This window comes from Gordonia ajococcus (assembly GCF_012974285.1).
Taxonomy (GTDB): domain Bacteria; phylum Actinomycetota; class Actinomycetes; order Mycobacteriales; family Mycobacteriaceae; genus Gordonia; species Gordonia amicalis.
This window is the reverse complement of the sequence record NZ_CP052884.1, coordinates 390,345-405,510: the sequence shown is the minus strand read 5'-3', so window position 1 is coordinate 405,510 and position 15,166 is coordinate 390,345. Positions and strand designations below refer to the sequence as shown.

13 protein-coding genes and 2 pseudogenes are annotated in these 15,166 nt (G+C 66.8%); 5 read left to right on the top strand and 10 right to left on the bottom strand.

Going from position 1 to position 15,166, the window contains the following annotated elements:
• Positions 1 to 6 precede the first annotated feature (6 nt).
• Complete coding sequence (locus tag GAA2_RS01760; RefSeq protein WP_040004553.1) at positions 7 to 678, bottom strand: TetR/AcrR family transcriptional regulator; 672 nt, start codon at positions 676 to 678, stop codon at positions 7 to 9.
• A 243-nt stretch (positions 679 to 921) separates the two neighbouring features.
• Between GAA2_RS01760 and GAA2_RS01755 the strand changes: the two genes are divergently transcribed.
• Positions 922 to 2,502 carry an MFS transporter gene (locus GAA2_RS01755; RefSeq protein WP_159405420.1) on the top strand — a complete coding sequence of 527 codons (1,581 nt, stop codon included), beginning with the start codon at positions 922 to 924 and terminating at the stop codon, positions 2,500 to 2,502.
• A complete protein-coding gene (locus tag GAA2_RS01750; RefSeq protein ID WP_159405421.1) occupies positions 2,490 to 3,068 on the top strand; it encodes a nitroreductase family protein in 579 nt (192 codons plus the stop codon). Before GAA2_RS01755 ends, GAA2_RS01750 begins: the two co-directional genes overlap by 13 nt.
• A 107-nt stretch (positions 3,069 to 3,175) precedes the next feature.
• Here GAA2_RS01750 and GAA2_RS01745 read toward each other — a convergent pair whose 3' ends face one another.
• Positions 3,176 to 4,621 (bottom strand): MFS transporter, encoded by a 1,446-nt coding sequence (locus GAA2_RS01745; RefSeq protein WP_159405422.1) that lies wholly within the window; start codon positions 4,619 to 4,621, stop codon positions 3,176 to 3,178.
• A 358-nt stretch (positions 4,622 to 4,979) separates the two neighbouring features.
• On the opposite strand from GAA2_RS01745, the gene leuA reads away from it, so the two are divergent.
• The 3 genes and pseudogenes from leuA to GAA2_RS23405 form a co-directional block, all read left to right on the top strand.
• A complete protein-coding gene (gene leuA, locus GAA2_RS01740; protein ID WP_006435131.1) occupies positions 4,980 to 6,830 on the top strand; it encodes a 2-isopropylmalate synthase in 1,851 nt (616 codons plus the stop codon).
• A 166-nt stretch (positions 6,831 to 6,996) separates the two neighbouring features.
• Positions 6,997 to 7,587 (top strand): TetR/AcrR family transcriptional regulator, encoded by a 591-nt coding sequence (locus GAA2_RS01735; protein WP_006435132.1) that lies wholly within the window; start codon positions 6,997 to 6,999, stop codon positions 7,585 to 7,587.
• Positions 7,588 to 7,689: 102 nt separating this feature from the next.
• A pseudogene (locus GAA2_RS23405) lies at positions 7,690 to 7,848 on the top strand (TetR family transcriptional regulator); the annotation flags it as partial.
• Here the strand turns inward: GAA2_RS23405 and GAA2_RS23005 are convergent.
• The 8 genes and pseudogenes from GAA2_RS23005 to GAA2_RS23400 all read right to left on the bottom strand — a co-directional run bounded on the left by GAA2_RS23005 (position 7,846) and on the right by GAA2_RS23400 (position 15,150).
• On the bottom strand, positions 7,846 to 9,021 hold the full coding sequence (locus tag GAA2_RS23005; RefSeq protein WP_394855160.1) for an MlaD family protein: 1,176 nt from the start codon (positions 9,019 to 9,021) through the stop codon (positions 7,846 to 7,848). The pseudogene GAA2_RS23405 and the gene GAA2_RS23005 overlap by 3 nt on opposite strands.
• 38 nt (positions 9,022 to 9,059) lie before the next feature.
• Positions 9,060 to 10,094, bottom strand: a complete 1,035-nt coding sequence (locus tag GAA2_RS01720; RefSeq protein WP_006435138.1) for an MlaD family protein — start codon at positions 10,092 to 10,094, stop codon at positions 9,060 to 9,062.
• A complete protein-coding gene (locus GAA2_RS01715; RefSeq protein ID WP_006435139.1) occupies positions 10,091 to 10,681 on the bottom strand; it encodes a hypothetical protein in 591 nt (196 codons plus the stop codon). Before GAA2_RS01715 ends, GAA2_RS01720 begins: the two co-directional genes overlap by 4 nt.
• Positions 10,627 to 11,214 carry an MlaD family protein gene (locus GAA2_RS01710; protein WP_006435140.1) on the bottom strand — a complete coding sequence of 196 codons (588 nt, stop codon included), beginning with the start codon at positions 11,212 to 11,214 and terminating at the stop codon, positions 10,627 to 10,629. Before GAA2_RS01710 ends, GAA2_RS01715 begins: the two co-directional genes overlap by 55 nt.
• Positions 11,214 to 12,227, bottom strand: a complete 1,014-nt coding sequence (locus GAA2_RS01705; protein WP_006435141.1) for an MlaD family protein — start codon at positions 12,225 to 12,227, stop codon at positions 11,214 to 11,216. The genes GAA2_RS01710 and GAA2_RS01705 overlap by 1 nt, the downstream gene beginning before the upstream one ends.
• On the bottom strand, positions 12,224 to 13,240 hold the full coding sequence (locus tag GAA2_RS01700; RefSeq protein ID WP_006435142.1) for an MlaD family protein: 1,017 nt from the start codon (positions 13,238 to 13,240) through the stop codon (positions 12,224 to 12,226). Before GAA2_RS01700 ends, GAA2_RS01705 begins: the two co-directional genes overlap by 4 nt.
• Entirely contained in the window at positions 13,237 to 14,271 is a 1,035-nt protein-coding gene (locus GAA2_RS01695; RefSeq protein WP_006435143.1) for a hypothetical protein, read from the bottom strand. The genes GAA2_RS01700 and GAA2_RS01695 overlap by 4 nt, the downstream gene beginning before the upstream one ends.
• A 5-nt stretch (positions 14,272 to 14,276) precedes the next feature.
• A pseudogene (locus GAA2_RS23400) lies at positions 14,277 to 15,150 on the bottom strand (ABC transporter permease).
• Between the last annotated feature and the right edge of the window lie 16 nt (positions 15,151 to 15,166).

The following is a 15,166-nucleotide window of genomic DNA, read 5'->3' as shown; positions in this document are numbered from 1 at the left end:
CCGGGTTCAGCGGGCGGAGGCCTCGAAACCTGCGCAGAGATAACCGATTCCGGCGTCCAGACGGGCCCTCGGGTCCAGCAGGTGTGCGGCGTCGGCGCGCCCGGCGAGACGAGCGAGGTGCGGAGGCACCGGGGCGTCGGATCTCCCCGCGAACACGTCGGCCAGGCGAGCCGAGGGCAGCGACGTCTCCTGCCCCTGGTCGCTGAGCAATCGGTCGCCGACGGCCATCAGTGCGACGCCGTGGATGAAGCTCCACACGGTCAGCGCCATGTCGGTGGCACGTTCGATGCCGGCACCGAGTTCGAGGAAGCCGGCGGACAACCAGTCGAGACACTCCAGGGATGCCTCGCCGTAACTGAGTCTCGGCGATGCGTAGGCGAGCACCAGCCAGGGGTGCCGCTGATAGAGCTCCCAGTCGACGTCGACGGCGACCCGGACACGCTCGCGCCACGACGGCGCGGTCTCGACCGGGTAGGGGTAGCGCTGACCCACTTCCTCGGCCATCGCCTGCAGCAGCGCGTCCTTGTCGGCCACATGCCGGTACAGCGACATCGCGCCGACCCCGAGTTCGTCGGCGACCCGCCGCATCGAGAGGCCGGTGAGTCCGTTGGCATCCGCGACCCGGATCGCGGCGTCGACGATGGTCGCCGGCGACAGCTTGGTGGTGTCGGACGTCACCTGCGATTCCTCCTGGCCGGGCTCGGGAACAAACGGATTGCGTACAGCGTACTCATCCCCGTACCCTGTCTCGCGTACACCGTACGCACCCCCGCCGGTTGAGCCGGTACGGAGCGCAGCGACGCACCGCGCCCCCGCCGGTTGAGCCGGTACGGAGCGCAGCGACGCACCGCGCCCCCGCCGGTTGAGCCGGTACGGAGCGTAGCGACGCACCGTGTCGAAACCCCCCCAAGGAGAACCATCGTGTCCACCCGCCTCGACCCGTCGAATCGGCAGCAGCCCCCGGGCGCCGCCGACCGACGTACCTGGTTGGGACTCGCGGTGCTCACGCTCCCGGTGTTCCTGGTGTCGATGGACGTCTCCGTCCTCTACCTCGCGATCCCGTCGATCACCGACGCGCTCGCACCGTCGGCCGCCGAGCAGCTGTGGATCCTCGACATCTACGGCTTCCTGATCGCCGGACTGCTGATCACCATGGGCAACCTCGGCGATCGGGTCGGCCGCCGTCGAATCCTGCTCGCCGGCGCCGCCGTGTTCGGCGGGGCATCGATCCTGGCCGCGTTCGCGCCGACCGCCGGCATCCTGATCGCCGCGCGCGCCCTCATGGGTGTCGGCGGGGCGACGCTGATGCCGTCGAGTCTCTCGTTGATCGCCAACATGTTCTCCGATGATCGTGAGCGGGGGCGCGCCATCGGCGTCTGGACCGCCGCCTTCGCCGGCGGCGCTGCCGTCGGTCCGGTCATCGGCGGCGTTCTGCTGCACCACTTCTGGTGGGGTTCGGCCTTCCTGATCAACGTGCCGGTACTGGCCGCACTCCTCGTTCTCGGCCCCCGCCTGATCCCCGAGTACAAGGCCCCGTCGGCCGCACGGTTCGACGTGCTCGGCGTCGTGTTGTCGATGGCCGGCATCCTGCCCGTCGTCTACGCGGTGAAAACCCTGGCGAGCGACGGTGTCGATCCGGGCGTCATCGTCATCGGGCTCGTGGGCGCGGCACTGCTCGTCGGCTTCGTGGTCCAGCAACGCCACTCCGCAGCCCCGCTGCTCGACCTGAAGCTGTTCCGGAACGCGCAGTACGTCGGCGCGATCACCGTCGCCCTCGTCGGCATGATGGCGCTCGGCGGGATGTCGTATCTGACCGGCGTCTACCTGCAGTCGGTGATGGGTCACGACGTCCTGGCCGCCGCGGTGGCCGGCCTCCCGATGGCGGTTGCGGTCGCCGTGTTCTCGGTCGGCGCTTCCCGTATCGCATCGATGGTCGGCATGCGCACAGCCTTCCTCGGCTCGATCGTGCTGGCCGCCGTCGGCAACTTCGGCCTGCTCGCACTGACCACGTCGTCGCCGATCTGGGTCTACCTCGTCTTCACCTCGATCGCCGGTATCGGTTACGGCATCCAGTTCAGTCTGGTGTCGGTCGTGGTCGTCGGCGCGGTTCCACCGGAACGGTCGGGCTCGGCGTCGGGTATCTCGGAGACCAGCTTCGAACTCGGCAATGCCCTCGGCCTCGCCCTGTTCGGTTCACTCGCGACGCTCGTGTTCCGCGGGCATCGCGACGGATGGTCGTTCGGCGACACCCTCGGCGAGACGCTGCATCGCGCGCTCGAGATGGGGACTCAGGGAGACGGTCTCGCGACCGCGGCCCGCCAGGCCTACGTCGAGGGCATACACGCCGCATCGCTCGCCATCGGAATCGCACTGACACTCCTGGGCATCGGGCTGTTCTTCGCCATGCGCGAACCCGTCACTCCCGCGGGTGCCGGCGCGCAGACCGGCACCGACGAAGACGCGGTCGCCGCGCCGCTACCCTCGACCGAGTGCACGAACTGATCGACGGGCGGTGGAGCGCGCGAGGTTACGACCCCGCCGCCACCATTTCCGTGGCGGACCTCACGACCATCGTCGACGCCGGGCGGTGGGCACCCACCTGGGGTCGCATGCAGCCGGTCCGGTTTCTCGTCGGCCGCCGCGGTGACGAGACCTTCGAGGCCCTCAGCGGTGTGCTGATCCGCGGCAACGCCGGATGGGCGCCGCGGTCGGCGGCCCTGGTCCTGGTGTGCACAACGGACCGCCCCGACGATCCGAAGGAACATACGTATGCGGCCGTCGACGTCGGCCTCGCGGTGTCGCAGATGATCCTGCAGGCCGAGGCGCTCGGCTTCAACGGTCATCCGATGGCCGGCTTCGACGCCGCGGCCGCGACCACCGCCTTCGACATCCCGGCCGGCATACGGGCCCTCGTCCTGCTGGGGATCGGCGCCCTCGTCGAGGACCCCGCATCGTTGCCCGAGGACATCCGCGAGCGCGACGAACGTCCCCGGACCCGACTCCCGCTCGACGAGGTCGCGTTCGCCGGCCGGTGGGGCCACCCGGCATTCACCGGTCTCGAGATGTGACCAGTGAGGCATCTGCCCCCTCACGGCGACGTCCCCGCCGCGATCGGTGATCGTGACGGGGACGTCGTCGTTCTGCGGACCGCGAATCAGTCTCGGCCCGAACACGTTCAGCCGACCAGCGAGGGTTCCTCCTCGGGCGATTCCGTCGCGGCTCGCATGGCCTTGTCCTTGGTCTCCACGATCAGGATCGTGCAGACCACGCTGATCGCCGACAGGCCGGCGAGCAGGACACCCACCCAGATCGCCCCGGGGCCGGCGATCAGTGGCGCGGCGATCAGCGGCGGGATGGCTCCGCCGAAGATGCCGGCGAGGTTGTAACCCATCCCCGCACCGGTGTAGCGGTAGCGCGCCTCGAACAGTTCGGGAAGCAGCGCACCCGCAGGGCCGTAGGCGATTCCGAAGATGAGCAGGGTGCCGGTCAGGCCGATGACGAAGGCGAATCCGCCGCCGATCTCGAGGATCGGGAACAGGACCAGCGCCCACGGGACGGCGATGGCGCACGAGGTCAGGATGACCCGGCGACGACCCACCCGATCGGACCACATGGCCGACGCGGCGGTGGACAATCCGAACACGATCGCGGCGATCATTCCCGCACTCAACACGAAGGTGCGTGACAGGTCGAGGCTCTTGGTGCCGTAGTTCGTGAGGAATGCGGTGCCCATGTAGAAGAGCGAGAACAGGCTCGCCAGCGCACCGCCGGCGATGAGGATCTCTTTCCACTGGTGACGAAAGGCATCGAGGAACGGCAGAGCGGGTTCGTTCGACGCCGGGCCATCCGACGCCGCGGCCTCGAGTGCCTTGCGACGCTGCACATCTCGGAACACGGGTGTCTCCGCGACCGCGAGCCGAACCCAGAGGCCGACGGCGACGAGGGCGAACGACAGGATGAACGGGATCCGCCAGCCGTAGTCGAGGAAGGCCGAGCTGGTCTCGCCGAGGGTCAGCGAGGCGATCAAGAAGGTCAGGCTCGACAGGAAGAACGCGAACGCCGGGCCGAGCTGCGGGAACATCGCGTACAGCCCACGCTTGCCCGCCGGTGCGTATTCGGCCGTCAGCAGCGTCGCGCCGGCCCATTCACCACCGACGGCGAAGCCCTGGAGGAATCGCAGGACGACCAGAGCGATGGGTGCTCCGATGCCGATCCCCGATTCGGCGAACCCGAAGACGCCGGACTCGTACCCCGGGAGGAGTCCCATCGCCACGGTCGCGAGGCCCATGATGAGCAGGGTCCACACCAGCGTGCGCTTGCGGCCGATCCGGTCACCGAAGTGCCCGAAGAGCATCGCCCCGACCGGCCGGGCGAAGAACGCCACGGCGAAGGTCGCGAAGGACGCGATCGTGCCCGTGACCTCGTCGGCCGCCGGGAAGAACACCGTCGGGAAGACCAGCGCTGCCGCGGTCCCGTAGATGAAGAAGTCGTAGAACTCGATGGTCGTGCCGATCGAGCTGGCGGCGGCGACACGTCGAAGACTGGTGGGCTTCGACGCAGGCGGGGTGTGGGGTTCGGGCGGTAGGTCTGCGCGTGGTGGATCGGCGGGGATCGTGGTCACTTGACGTCGTCCTTCTGTGCAGGCGGCAGAGTCGCGGTCGAGCGGCTCTGTCGAAGACCGGGCACGGAGCCCGTACACCCTTCGGCCGCTGGAATGATTTCCGTCACTCTCAGCGCCGTGCGTGATGCATATCATAGCCTGACGGGTGTGTCGGACCCGCGGCACCCCCGAAGAGGGGGACACGAAAAACGCCCACACCTGCGGCTTTGGTCTCGTCAACGCCGAGGAGTACAGTCGTGCGCATGCAGCGTGCACTCCTTCTCGGTTGCCGCGGCGGGGTCTGACACGACCGGCCCTCCGTCGCGGGGCCCAATCACGCGCCGGTCACTTTCCTTCCAGACACGGAGAATGACCAACCATGGCACCAGCAGACACCTTCACCTCCGGCGCGAGCCGAATCGTCGAGCCGTCCGGCCCGATTCCCGCCGACCAGCCCGTATGGAATCCGCAGCGCAACTCCGCGATGCCGGTTCATCGCTATCGTCAGTTCGCCGACGAGGTCGAGACGATCTCGCTGCCGGACCGTACCTGGCCCGACAAGGTCATCACCAAGGCGCCGCTGTGGTGCGCGGTCGACCTGCGTGACGGAAACCAGGCCCTGATCGATCCAATGAGCCCGGCGCGCAAGCGTCGCATGTTCGACCTCCTGGTCCGGATGGGCTACAAGGAGATCGAGGTCGGGTTCCCGTCGGCCAGCCAGACCGATTACGACTTCGTCCGCGAGATCATCGAGGACAACGCGATCCCCGACGACGTCAGCATCCAGGTGCTGACCCAGTGCCGCGAGGAACTGATCGAGCGCACCTTCGAGGCCTGCCGCGGTGCGGCGAACGTCATCGTGCACTTCTACAACTCCACCTCGGTGCTGCAGCGTCGTGTGGTCTTCCGCGCCGACAAGCCCGCGATCATCAAGATCGCCACCGACGCCGCCCACAAGGTGCTGGAGGTCGAGAAGCAGTATCCCGACACCAACTGGCGTTACGAGTACTCGCCGGAGTCCTACACGGGCACCGAGCTGAGCTTCGCCAAAGAGGTCGTCGACGCGGTCACCGAGGTCATCGCCCCCACCCCCGAGCGGCCGATGATCATCAACCTGCCGGCGACCGTCGAGATGGCCACGCCGAACGTCTACGCCGACTCGATCGAGTGGATGCACCGCAACCTGGCTCGCCGCGACTCGATCATCCTGAGCCTGCACCCCCACAACGACCGCGGAACCGGTGTCGCCGCAGCCGAACTGGGCTACCAGGCCGGCGCCGACCGCATCGAGGGCTGCCTGTTCGGCAACGGTGAGCGCACCGGGAACGTGTGCCTGGTGACCCTGGGCATGAACATGTTCAGCCGGGGCGTCGACCCGCAGATCAGCTTCTCCGACATCGACGAGATCCGTCGCACCGTCGAGTACTGCAACCAGCTCAACGTCCCCGAGCGCCACCCCTACGGTGGTGATCTGGTGTTCACCGCCTTCTCCGGAAGCCACCAGGACGCCATCAACAAGGGCCTCGACCAGATGAAGTTCGACGCCGACGACGCCGACTCCGACGTCGACGACATCGTCTGGGCCGTACCGTATCTGCCGATCGACCCCAAGGACGTCGGCCGCAGCTACGAGGCCGTCATCCGCGTGAACAGCCAGTCCGGCAAGGGCGGCGTCGCCTACATCATGAAGGCCGACCACGGCATGAACCTGCCGCGTCGCCTGCAGATCGAGTTCAGCCGCGAGATCCAGAAGATCACCGACGGCGAGGGCGGCGAGGTCAATCCCAAGGAGATGTGGGACGTCTTCGCGCAGAACTACCTGCACCCGGTCTGGCCGCTGGAGCGCATCCGGCAGAAGGTCGACGCGGCCGAGGTCGACGGCGGCGAGGACCACATCACCGCGGTCGTGAAGGTCGAGGGCAACGAGCGCGAGATCACCGGTGCGGGCAACGGGCCGCTGGCCGCCTTCGTCGATGCCCTGGGCACCGTCGGCTATGAGGTCCGGGTCCTGGACTACAGCGAGCACGCCCTGACCGCCGGCGGCGACGCCAGCGCCGCCGCGTACGTCGAGACCGAGGTCAACGGCGAAACCGTCTGGGGTGTCGGCGTGGCATCGTCGATCACCACCGCCAGCCTGCGTGCCGTGGTGTCCGCGGTCAACCGCGCGTACCGCGTCACCTCGACGCCGCCGGCCGAGGACGAGGCAGCGCCGCGGACCTGGGCACCGTAGGTCGCAGACCCTCGTCGAAGACAGAATCCGGCTGATGGGCCGGGACCCGAGGCAAGCGTTTCGTCTCCGGTCCCGGCCCATCGGCGTATCCGCTCGGCGTCGGATCGACGAAACCGGACATCTGACCCATACGACCGATCAGCTCGGCGTGGAATACGGTAGCGACATGGCAGCCACCACGACGCGAGAGTTGTATCTGGAGACGGGCCTCGCCGTTCTCGCGGATTCGGGCTACAGCGCACTCAAGCTCGCCGAGGTCTGCAAGCGGCTCGGGGTCACCAGCGGTTCCTTCTACCACTTCTTCAAGAACTGGTCGGACTACACCAGCCAGGTCATCACGCACTGGTACGACTCGCGCACCGAGGCCGAGTTGGCGGCCGCCCGGACCGAACCGGACATGTCACGCCGCGTCGACGATCTCGTCCAGAGTGCCCTCGGCCTCCCTCACGACGCGGAGTCCGCGATCCGAACGTGGGCCGCGATGGATCCGGAGGTCTGCAAGGTCCAGGAAGCCGCCGACAGAGCTCGCTACGACGCGGCCCTCGAACTCCTCGACGACCGCGTCGCCGCCCACCGATACGCGAACTGGGCGCTCTACCTGCTGACCGGTTACGAGCAGACCACGCTCCCCCAGGACAAAGAGGCGCTGAAGTGGGCCGCCGACCAGTTCACCGCGGCGCTCGAGCGCGAAGCTCGCCGGTCCCGCGCGGAACGCACGACGGTCGACGGGCAACCGAGCGCCGACGTCCGTCTCTGAGGAGCTCCTCGAGCCGTAAAGGTATGCGTGCCACGTCTCGCACCCTGCCTCCTGTCGGACCCACCGTGACCACCGGTTAGTGTGCAAGAACGTCATTCGAGTATGCGAGGGATCTTGCCGAGAGCCAGACGACAGCGACGGTTGAGCACCGACAGGGCCGAAGCACGCGATCAGATCCTCGACGCCGCCGCCCGACACATCGAGCACTATGGGCTGGACCGAACGACGATCGACGACATCGCGCGTGAGACCGGGGTGTCACGGGCGACGATCTACCGCTACTTCGAGGACCGCTACGAGATCGTGCTGTCCCTCATCGGGAAACGTGCGCGAACCCTGATCGAGAAGATCCGCGAGATCATCCGCGACGAGCCCTCCTACGCCGGCAAGCTGACGGTCGGGATGATCGAACTGGTGGACCGGGGACGGCGTGACCCGATCCTGCGTTCCTTGATCTCCAGCGACACCGCTCTGCTGGGTACGCGCCTGCTCGACTCCTCGCATCTCGCAACCGATTTGACCGAGGAACTCTGGCAATCCGTCCTCGAGGAGGGCGTGGCGAAGGGTGAGTTCCGCGAAGACCTGGACATCACGCAGGCCTGCGCCTGGTTGTCCTACACCGAGATGATCCTGGTGGGGCGCCTCGAACTGGCGGACGTGACCGTGCCGCAACTCCGCCGGATGCTCGAAGCCCACCTCGTGCCCGGCTTCACCCGCGCCTGACGCCCAGACGCCGGTTCTGTGCCCCCTTCCCGACCCCGGCACACCCATGTCCGCAAAGGACACGCCGAGGGACTCGCCGAACGCATCGAGCTGAGGCGGAGCAGCCATCATCGCCGGCTTCAGTTCGTCTGTCTTGGAGAGGATCTCGGTCATGTGATCGATCAGCGCATCGAGATGCCCCTGCCGCGACGGCAGCGTCATCAACAGGAGGTCGGCACCGCGACGCACCGCCGGGGTGACCGCGGACTCCACTCCGGTGACCGATTGCGAGAGCGTGTCGAGCAGGCTCGTCACCCGCTCGGGTTCGACTTGTTCGAGCATCGCCGAGGTGTCACCGAGGAGCTGCGCCACCGACGTCGGCACCTCGACAGTCTGCGTCAGGTGCGCGCCGTCCTCCAGCCACGGTCCACTGTCCGTGTTGGGCATGAAGGCGAAGACGGGCTCACCCAGCGACGACAGCTGCTCGATCTTCAGGTCCGTCGCGACCGGAACCCGTTGGTCGGCAGCGTAGGTCAGCGCAACACGAACCCCGCCGGTCCGACCGGTCACCTCGTCGACCGTGCCGATGTTCACGCCGCGGTACACCACGTCGGAACCACTCTTCAGTCCGGACGAGTCGGTCAGGTCGACGGTGATGCTCGTGCGCTTCTCGATCGGATCGACGGCCAGCACCCCGATGAGGAGGTATCCGACGCCGAGGACCGTCGTCATGATCAGGGCGCCCGCCGAGAGCCATCCGGGGATTCGACTCATCGGACCGCCCCCACCATCTTCAACAGCAGGAAGGCGTTCGCGCTCACATCCTGCTCGGCCATGCTGACCTGCTTCACGTTGACGTTGGGCCCCAACAGGAACGGAACCAGTTTGTTCTTCGTGAACGACGTCACGGTGGCCGCATTGCCGTTCAGCTGATGCGGGCTCGCCGAGGGTTCCCGGATGAGCGGGGCGATCAGTTCGAGATTCTCCCGGACGTGAGGCAACCGCGGGATCAGCCATTCGAGACCGGTCGTCAGGGTGTTCACGTCGATCACCACGTTGAGAACCGCGCTCATGAACTGCGGGACGCGCTCCAGCCGGGTGCGGGCATGATCGGAGAAGATGAATCCCAGGTCGTCGCGCATCGCATCCAGTCGACTGCTCAGCTCGTCGGCCGCCTCGATGCTCCGTCCGAGAGAGTCCAGGTTGTCTGCCGACTCACGTACTGCCGCAGAACCGAATTCGGACAGACCACGCAGCTCCGCGACATCCGAGGGCAGGGTCTTGTTCAGCTCGGCGATGGCGTCCTGGAGACGGGTGACGCTCCCGGCGTTGACGAAGTCGGCCATGCGCGCCAGCACGTCCTCGATCTGCGGACCCGGATCGGTGTCGTCGAGGGCGACCACGTCACCGTCACCGAGGAGCTCCGGCCCCATCTCGACCGGCGGGATGAGAGCGATGTAGATGTCGCCGAGCATCGACGTCTGCCGCAGCTCGGCGCGCGTACCGCGCGGCAGCTCGACATCCTCGCTGACGTCGATGTGCGCGACCGCAGCCTCGTCGGTGAGCGTGATCGACCTCATCGAACCGACCTTCGCGCCGTTGCTTCGTACCTCGGCACCGGCGGGAAGACTCAGCAGCGAACTGAACTCGAGGTGGAGCCGGTAGGTCGGACCGCCCACACCGGTTCCCGGCATGACGTAGTTGCTGGGGTTGAACGAGCAACCGGCACAGACGATCACCGCGGCGAGGAGAACGCCGACCCATGAGGTCAGGCGACGACGCGACGAGGCGAAGCCGTGGGTCATCGGTGGCCTCCCAGGTCGTTCAGCAACAACTGCGGCAACGGGACGGTGATCGTCTTCGACGTCACCTCGCACCGGCTACCGGGGATCTTCTTGAGCGCTGCACACAACGCTCCCGCGTCGGCGCTCTTCACCGCGGCCTTGGGTGCGCGGTAGTCGACGCCGACACCACGCCCCGGACTTTCGATCATGCGGTGGAGCATCGTGAGGATTCCCGGGATCTTCCCGAGGATCTCCGGCGATTCCTCCGCCTGGGTACGCACCATGCTGACGATCGGCACCGACGCGTTGAGCACATCCATGATCAACGGGAAGTTCTCGTTGAAGAGCCGATCCAGCGGATCCAGTGCATCGGCGAGCTTCTCGACGATGGTCTTCACCAGACCCAGCATGTACTCGATCAGTGCCAGGCCGGGACCCAGCGTCTTGATGGTGGTGGACACGTTGTCCCAGTCGGCATCGACGAACTCGGTGAGCTCCGCGCTGTTCTCGATCAGGGTGCCGAACTCCCTCATGAAGGTGTCCGGGGACTCCATCAGGTTGCCGAGTTCACGCAGCTGCCGGTTGATCGTCGGTCCGAGTCCGCCCATCTCACGGTCGGCGCCCTCGAGCAGCGCCTGGAGTGGGAGGCGGCCCGACTCGTCGGCCGTGGTGATGTCCTTGAAGAACCGGGAGAGAACGAGTTCAACGCGTCCGGCACGCTGGTGGGCTCGGCGGTACGTGACTCCGGGATGCAGGTGCCGTCGAATTCGGTTCCGCCATCGGGGACTTCGGTGTTGACGAGCTCGACGCGACGATCGGTGAGGATCGAGGAGTTCACGATCGCCGCACCGACGTCACGGCCGAGGGTACGGTCGTCGATCGTCATGTCGACCTGCACCTGCGTGCCGCGCGGGGTCACCGATTCGACGGTTCCGATCTGGATACCGCGAATGGTCACTGCCGCACCCGGGTACAGACCGAATGAATTCTGGAAGGCCGCGCAGATGCCGTTGTCCGAACCGCTGTCGGTGCGGGTGAAGGCGACACTGCAGACGGCGACGACGGTGACGACGATCGTGAAGACGGCCAGCGTGCGACGTCTGGCCGGCGAGATCTTCTGCGGCTGTTGCGGTGTGGTCATCAGCAGATCCGTCCGGGAACGGGCAGGCAGACGTCGGGGAGTTCGGTGGTGAGGCCGCTCTGGTCGACGAGGGCCTTGCCCTCCGGACCGGCGAGCTCGCCGAGGCTGAGCAGCGTGGCGCGCAACTGGTCGACGACCTGTGTGGACCAGTCCTCCATCTCCTTGCTCAGGTTCCTGGCCTCGACCACCGGCCCGAGCAGCGGCTCGATCTTCTGCTGGTAGGGACCCGAGAGGAAGTCGAAGACGACGCCGACGAGGACCGAGGTCGAGTCCGCGAAGATCTTGGTCTCGGTCGCCGACGCCATCGTCGACGGCCCGAGGACCGCATACGCCCGGATCACTTCGGTGATCAGCGCCTTGTTGTCGAGCACCGCGCCCACGTATTCGTTGGACAGCGACAGCAGGTCGGTGATCTGGTTCTTCTGCTCCGCGAACAGTTCGATGATGCGCTGCATGTTGGTCACCGTGCTGCGCACCGATCCGGGTGCGCCGGCGAGGGCATCCGACGACGCGGACATCGCATCTCGTAGTGCCCTGGTGTCGATCTCGTCGGTCACCTCGACCGCGCTCTTGACGAGGTCGTTGACGAGGAACGGCACCGCCGCCCGCGACTGTGGGATCGGTTCACGCAGTGGGTTGGTACCCGAGGGCATCATCGCGAGGTACAGACCGCCGACCGGGGTCAGCATCCGCACGCTCACCGACGTCGTATCCCCCACGAAGACATCGTTCTTCACGGTGAACTCGACGTCGACGTGGTCGTCTTCGAGAGTGAGCCCGAGGACCTTGCCGACCGGGATGCCGGCCACGCGAACGGTGTCACCCGCGCGGAGGTTACCCGACTCGCTGAGCTGCAGATGGAAGGTCTGGTTGCCCGGTGGCTTGAGGTACAGGATGCCCGTCGTCGCGATGACGATCGCGACGACGGCGATACTGATGGCCGCCCACCACATCTGGGATCTGCTCGACGCATACTCCGAGCCGATCAGGGTCTTGCTCCTGGTGTCGCTCATCGGTCCCCCTTGCACACCGTGAGGGCTCGGCCGTTCATGAGCACCGTCGCGGCAACGGGCATCGAGAAGGTCCCGTTGCTGCACGACGACGCCGGATTCGCCTTCGGGATGAGCTGATTCAGCCCCTCGAGCACGCCCGGCAACATCGACAGCGACTTCACCGCCGCGGTGGTGTCCGGGATGACCTCGGAGATCTTCTGCGTCACATCATCGGTGGTGCCGGTCGCCCCGAGGCCCATCAGCGAGAGGGCATCGGTGACCCGCAGGATCTCGGAGAGTTCGATCGAGCCCTTGCCCATCAGGGACAGGAACTCCTCCATACGGGTGGCGATGGGGATGAAGATCGAGTGGAAGACCTTGAGGATCGCGGCGAGATTCGCCGAGCGGCCGTTGATCTCCTTCGAGATCCGTTCCAGGTTCCCGACGATCGTCTCCATCACCGCGGTCCGGTCACTGGCGTAGGAGGTGAGCAGCGAGACGTCCTTGAGCACCGGCGTCATGTCGCTGCTCCCACCGTCGATGAGTGCGACCAGGTTGGTCGCGAGACGGTTGTAGACCTCGGGATCGGCCGCGCTGAGCAGCGGGCGCAGGCCGTTGAACACCGTGGTGATGTCGAAGGAGTCCGCGGTGTTGGTGACGAGTGCGCCGTCGGCTACCGCCGGCGCGGCCTCCTCGCCCCGGATGAGCTCGATGTAGCGCTGCCCGGTCAGGTTCTGGAATCGGATGGACAGCTTGTCCGAGGTACGCAGTCGGTGTTCGTCCTGGATGTGGAAGGAGACCTCCGCACGGGCGTCGTCGGTCAGGTCGATCCCGGTCACCTTGCCGATCTGGACACCGCGCAGACGGACGTCGGCGTTCTGGGTCAGACCGAAGACGTCGCCGAACGTGGCACGGTAGTCCACGGTCTGGCCGGCCACGGGACGCTGGATGGCCTGCACGATCAGGGTGATGATGAGCGCGGCGGCAACACCGAGGATGGCGAGCCGGATGGCGGCTTGGCGTGGACTCTTCACCGCTGTTCCCTCTCCGTCGGTGCTTCCGTGGTCTTCGCCAGTGCGGCCAGGGGTTGTCCGAATGCCGGGAATCCCTGCAGGAGGATCTCGGTGTCGAGGTCGACGCGGTCGCCACGACGATGCAGTGCCCCGTCGGCGCCGTCGAGCAGGCGCTCGACCTTGGCCGGCGTGATGCCTTGCAGCCCTTGGTTGAGCGGGACGATCAGGCCGAGCATCACGTCCATGAGACCGGCCATCGGGGCGAGCGCGCCCACGAGACGCCCGGCGAACGAGAAGACCAGGTTCGAGACCTCGACGACCGTGCCGTTGGCCAGTTCGACCTGAGCCGGATCGTCGAGATCCTCGACCGAGGCCAGCGAGTTCAGGATGCCGATGGCCGACGGGGTGAACACCGCGGCTCCCTCGGAGGCATTGGCGATCTTGGGCAGCAACTCACCCATCGACAGGTTCATCTTGCGCTGCATGGTCCGCAGCATCACCAATCCGGATGCCATCAGCGGCGCCGACGCGGCGGTGAGCTCGGCACCGGCGTCGAGTGAGGTCGCGAGGTCACGATTGACGACGTCGATCATCAGTCGTCCCGAGTCCCGCATGATCGTCGTGATGGTGTCGTCGGACGCCCCGTTGCCGAGATCGAGAACCTCCGCGGGACGCAACGGGTCACCGGACCCGGTGGGAACCAGTTCGACTGCCGTCGAACCGAACACGGTGCCCGAGATGAACCGGACGTCGAGCTCGTCGGACAGTTCGCCGAACCGCTCGTCATCGACCGAGAGGGTGATCAGCTGACGACCCGGCCCGTGCGGACGATGGTCGACGACCTCGCCGACCGTGAGCCCGTGCAGCCGGACGGGTGTCGCTTCTCCCACACCGTCGCCGAGGTCGGAGACCACCAGGGCGAATCGCACGCCGTCGGCGGGAGCCGGCGTGACCTTCTGCCACACCACGACCGCGAGGACCGCAACAAGCGCGAGGACGACGAGACCACGGATGCGGTATCCGCGGATGCTGGGTTCACGATGCGAGCTCATGCTCCTCACCCCGCGAAATCGATTGACGATTCGAGACCCCACATCAGCAGGGTGAGGACCATGTCGCAGACGGTGATCGCGACGAGGCTGGCGCGGATCGCCCGGCCCGATGCCACGCCGACGCCCTCGGGCCCGCCCGACGCGTAGAAGCCCTGGTACGCGTGCACGAGGGTGACCACCACGACGAACACCGCAACCTTGATCAGCGAGTACACGAGGTCGACAGGCTGCACGAACATGTCGAAGTAGTGCTGATAGGCGCCGGTCGCCTGACCTTGCACCGCGGTGACCGTGAGTTTGGTGGTCGCGAAGCCGAGCGCGAGCGCGATCAGGTACGCGGGGATCACGGTCAGCACCGAGGCGATCACGCGCGTCGACACCACATACGGCACCGGATCGATCGCCTGCGCCTCGAGGGCATCGATCTCCTCGGAGATCCGCATCGCGCCGACCTCTGCGGTGATCCGGCACCCGGCCTGTGCGGCGAATCCGACCGCGGCGATCAACGGCGCGAGCTCACGGGGGTTGGCCAGCGCCGACATGGCCCCGGCGAGCGGACCGACACCGAGCATGTCGAGAACCTCGAAGCCGATGATTGCCGATCATCGCGCCGGAGACGACACCCATGAGCGCGAGAACCGGTGCCACACCGCCACCGACGATGACCGCGCGTCCGTTGCCCCAGGCGAGGCCGGTGAAGATCTCGGTGGTCTGACGACGGTGTTTGGCCAGCGCATGCCCGACACCGCGCAGCGCCATCCACACGAAATGGAACTGGCGTCCCAGAGCGTCGACCGGTTCCCACGCGCGCTCGATCGAGCGCGTCCAGCCGAACCCGCGACGCCGGTACACGGCGGGTTCGTTGATCTCGGTGCTCAGCGACTATCAGTCACCT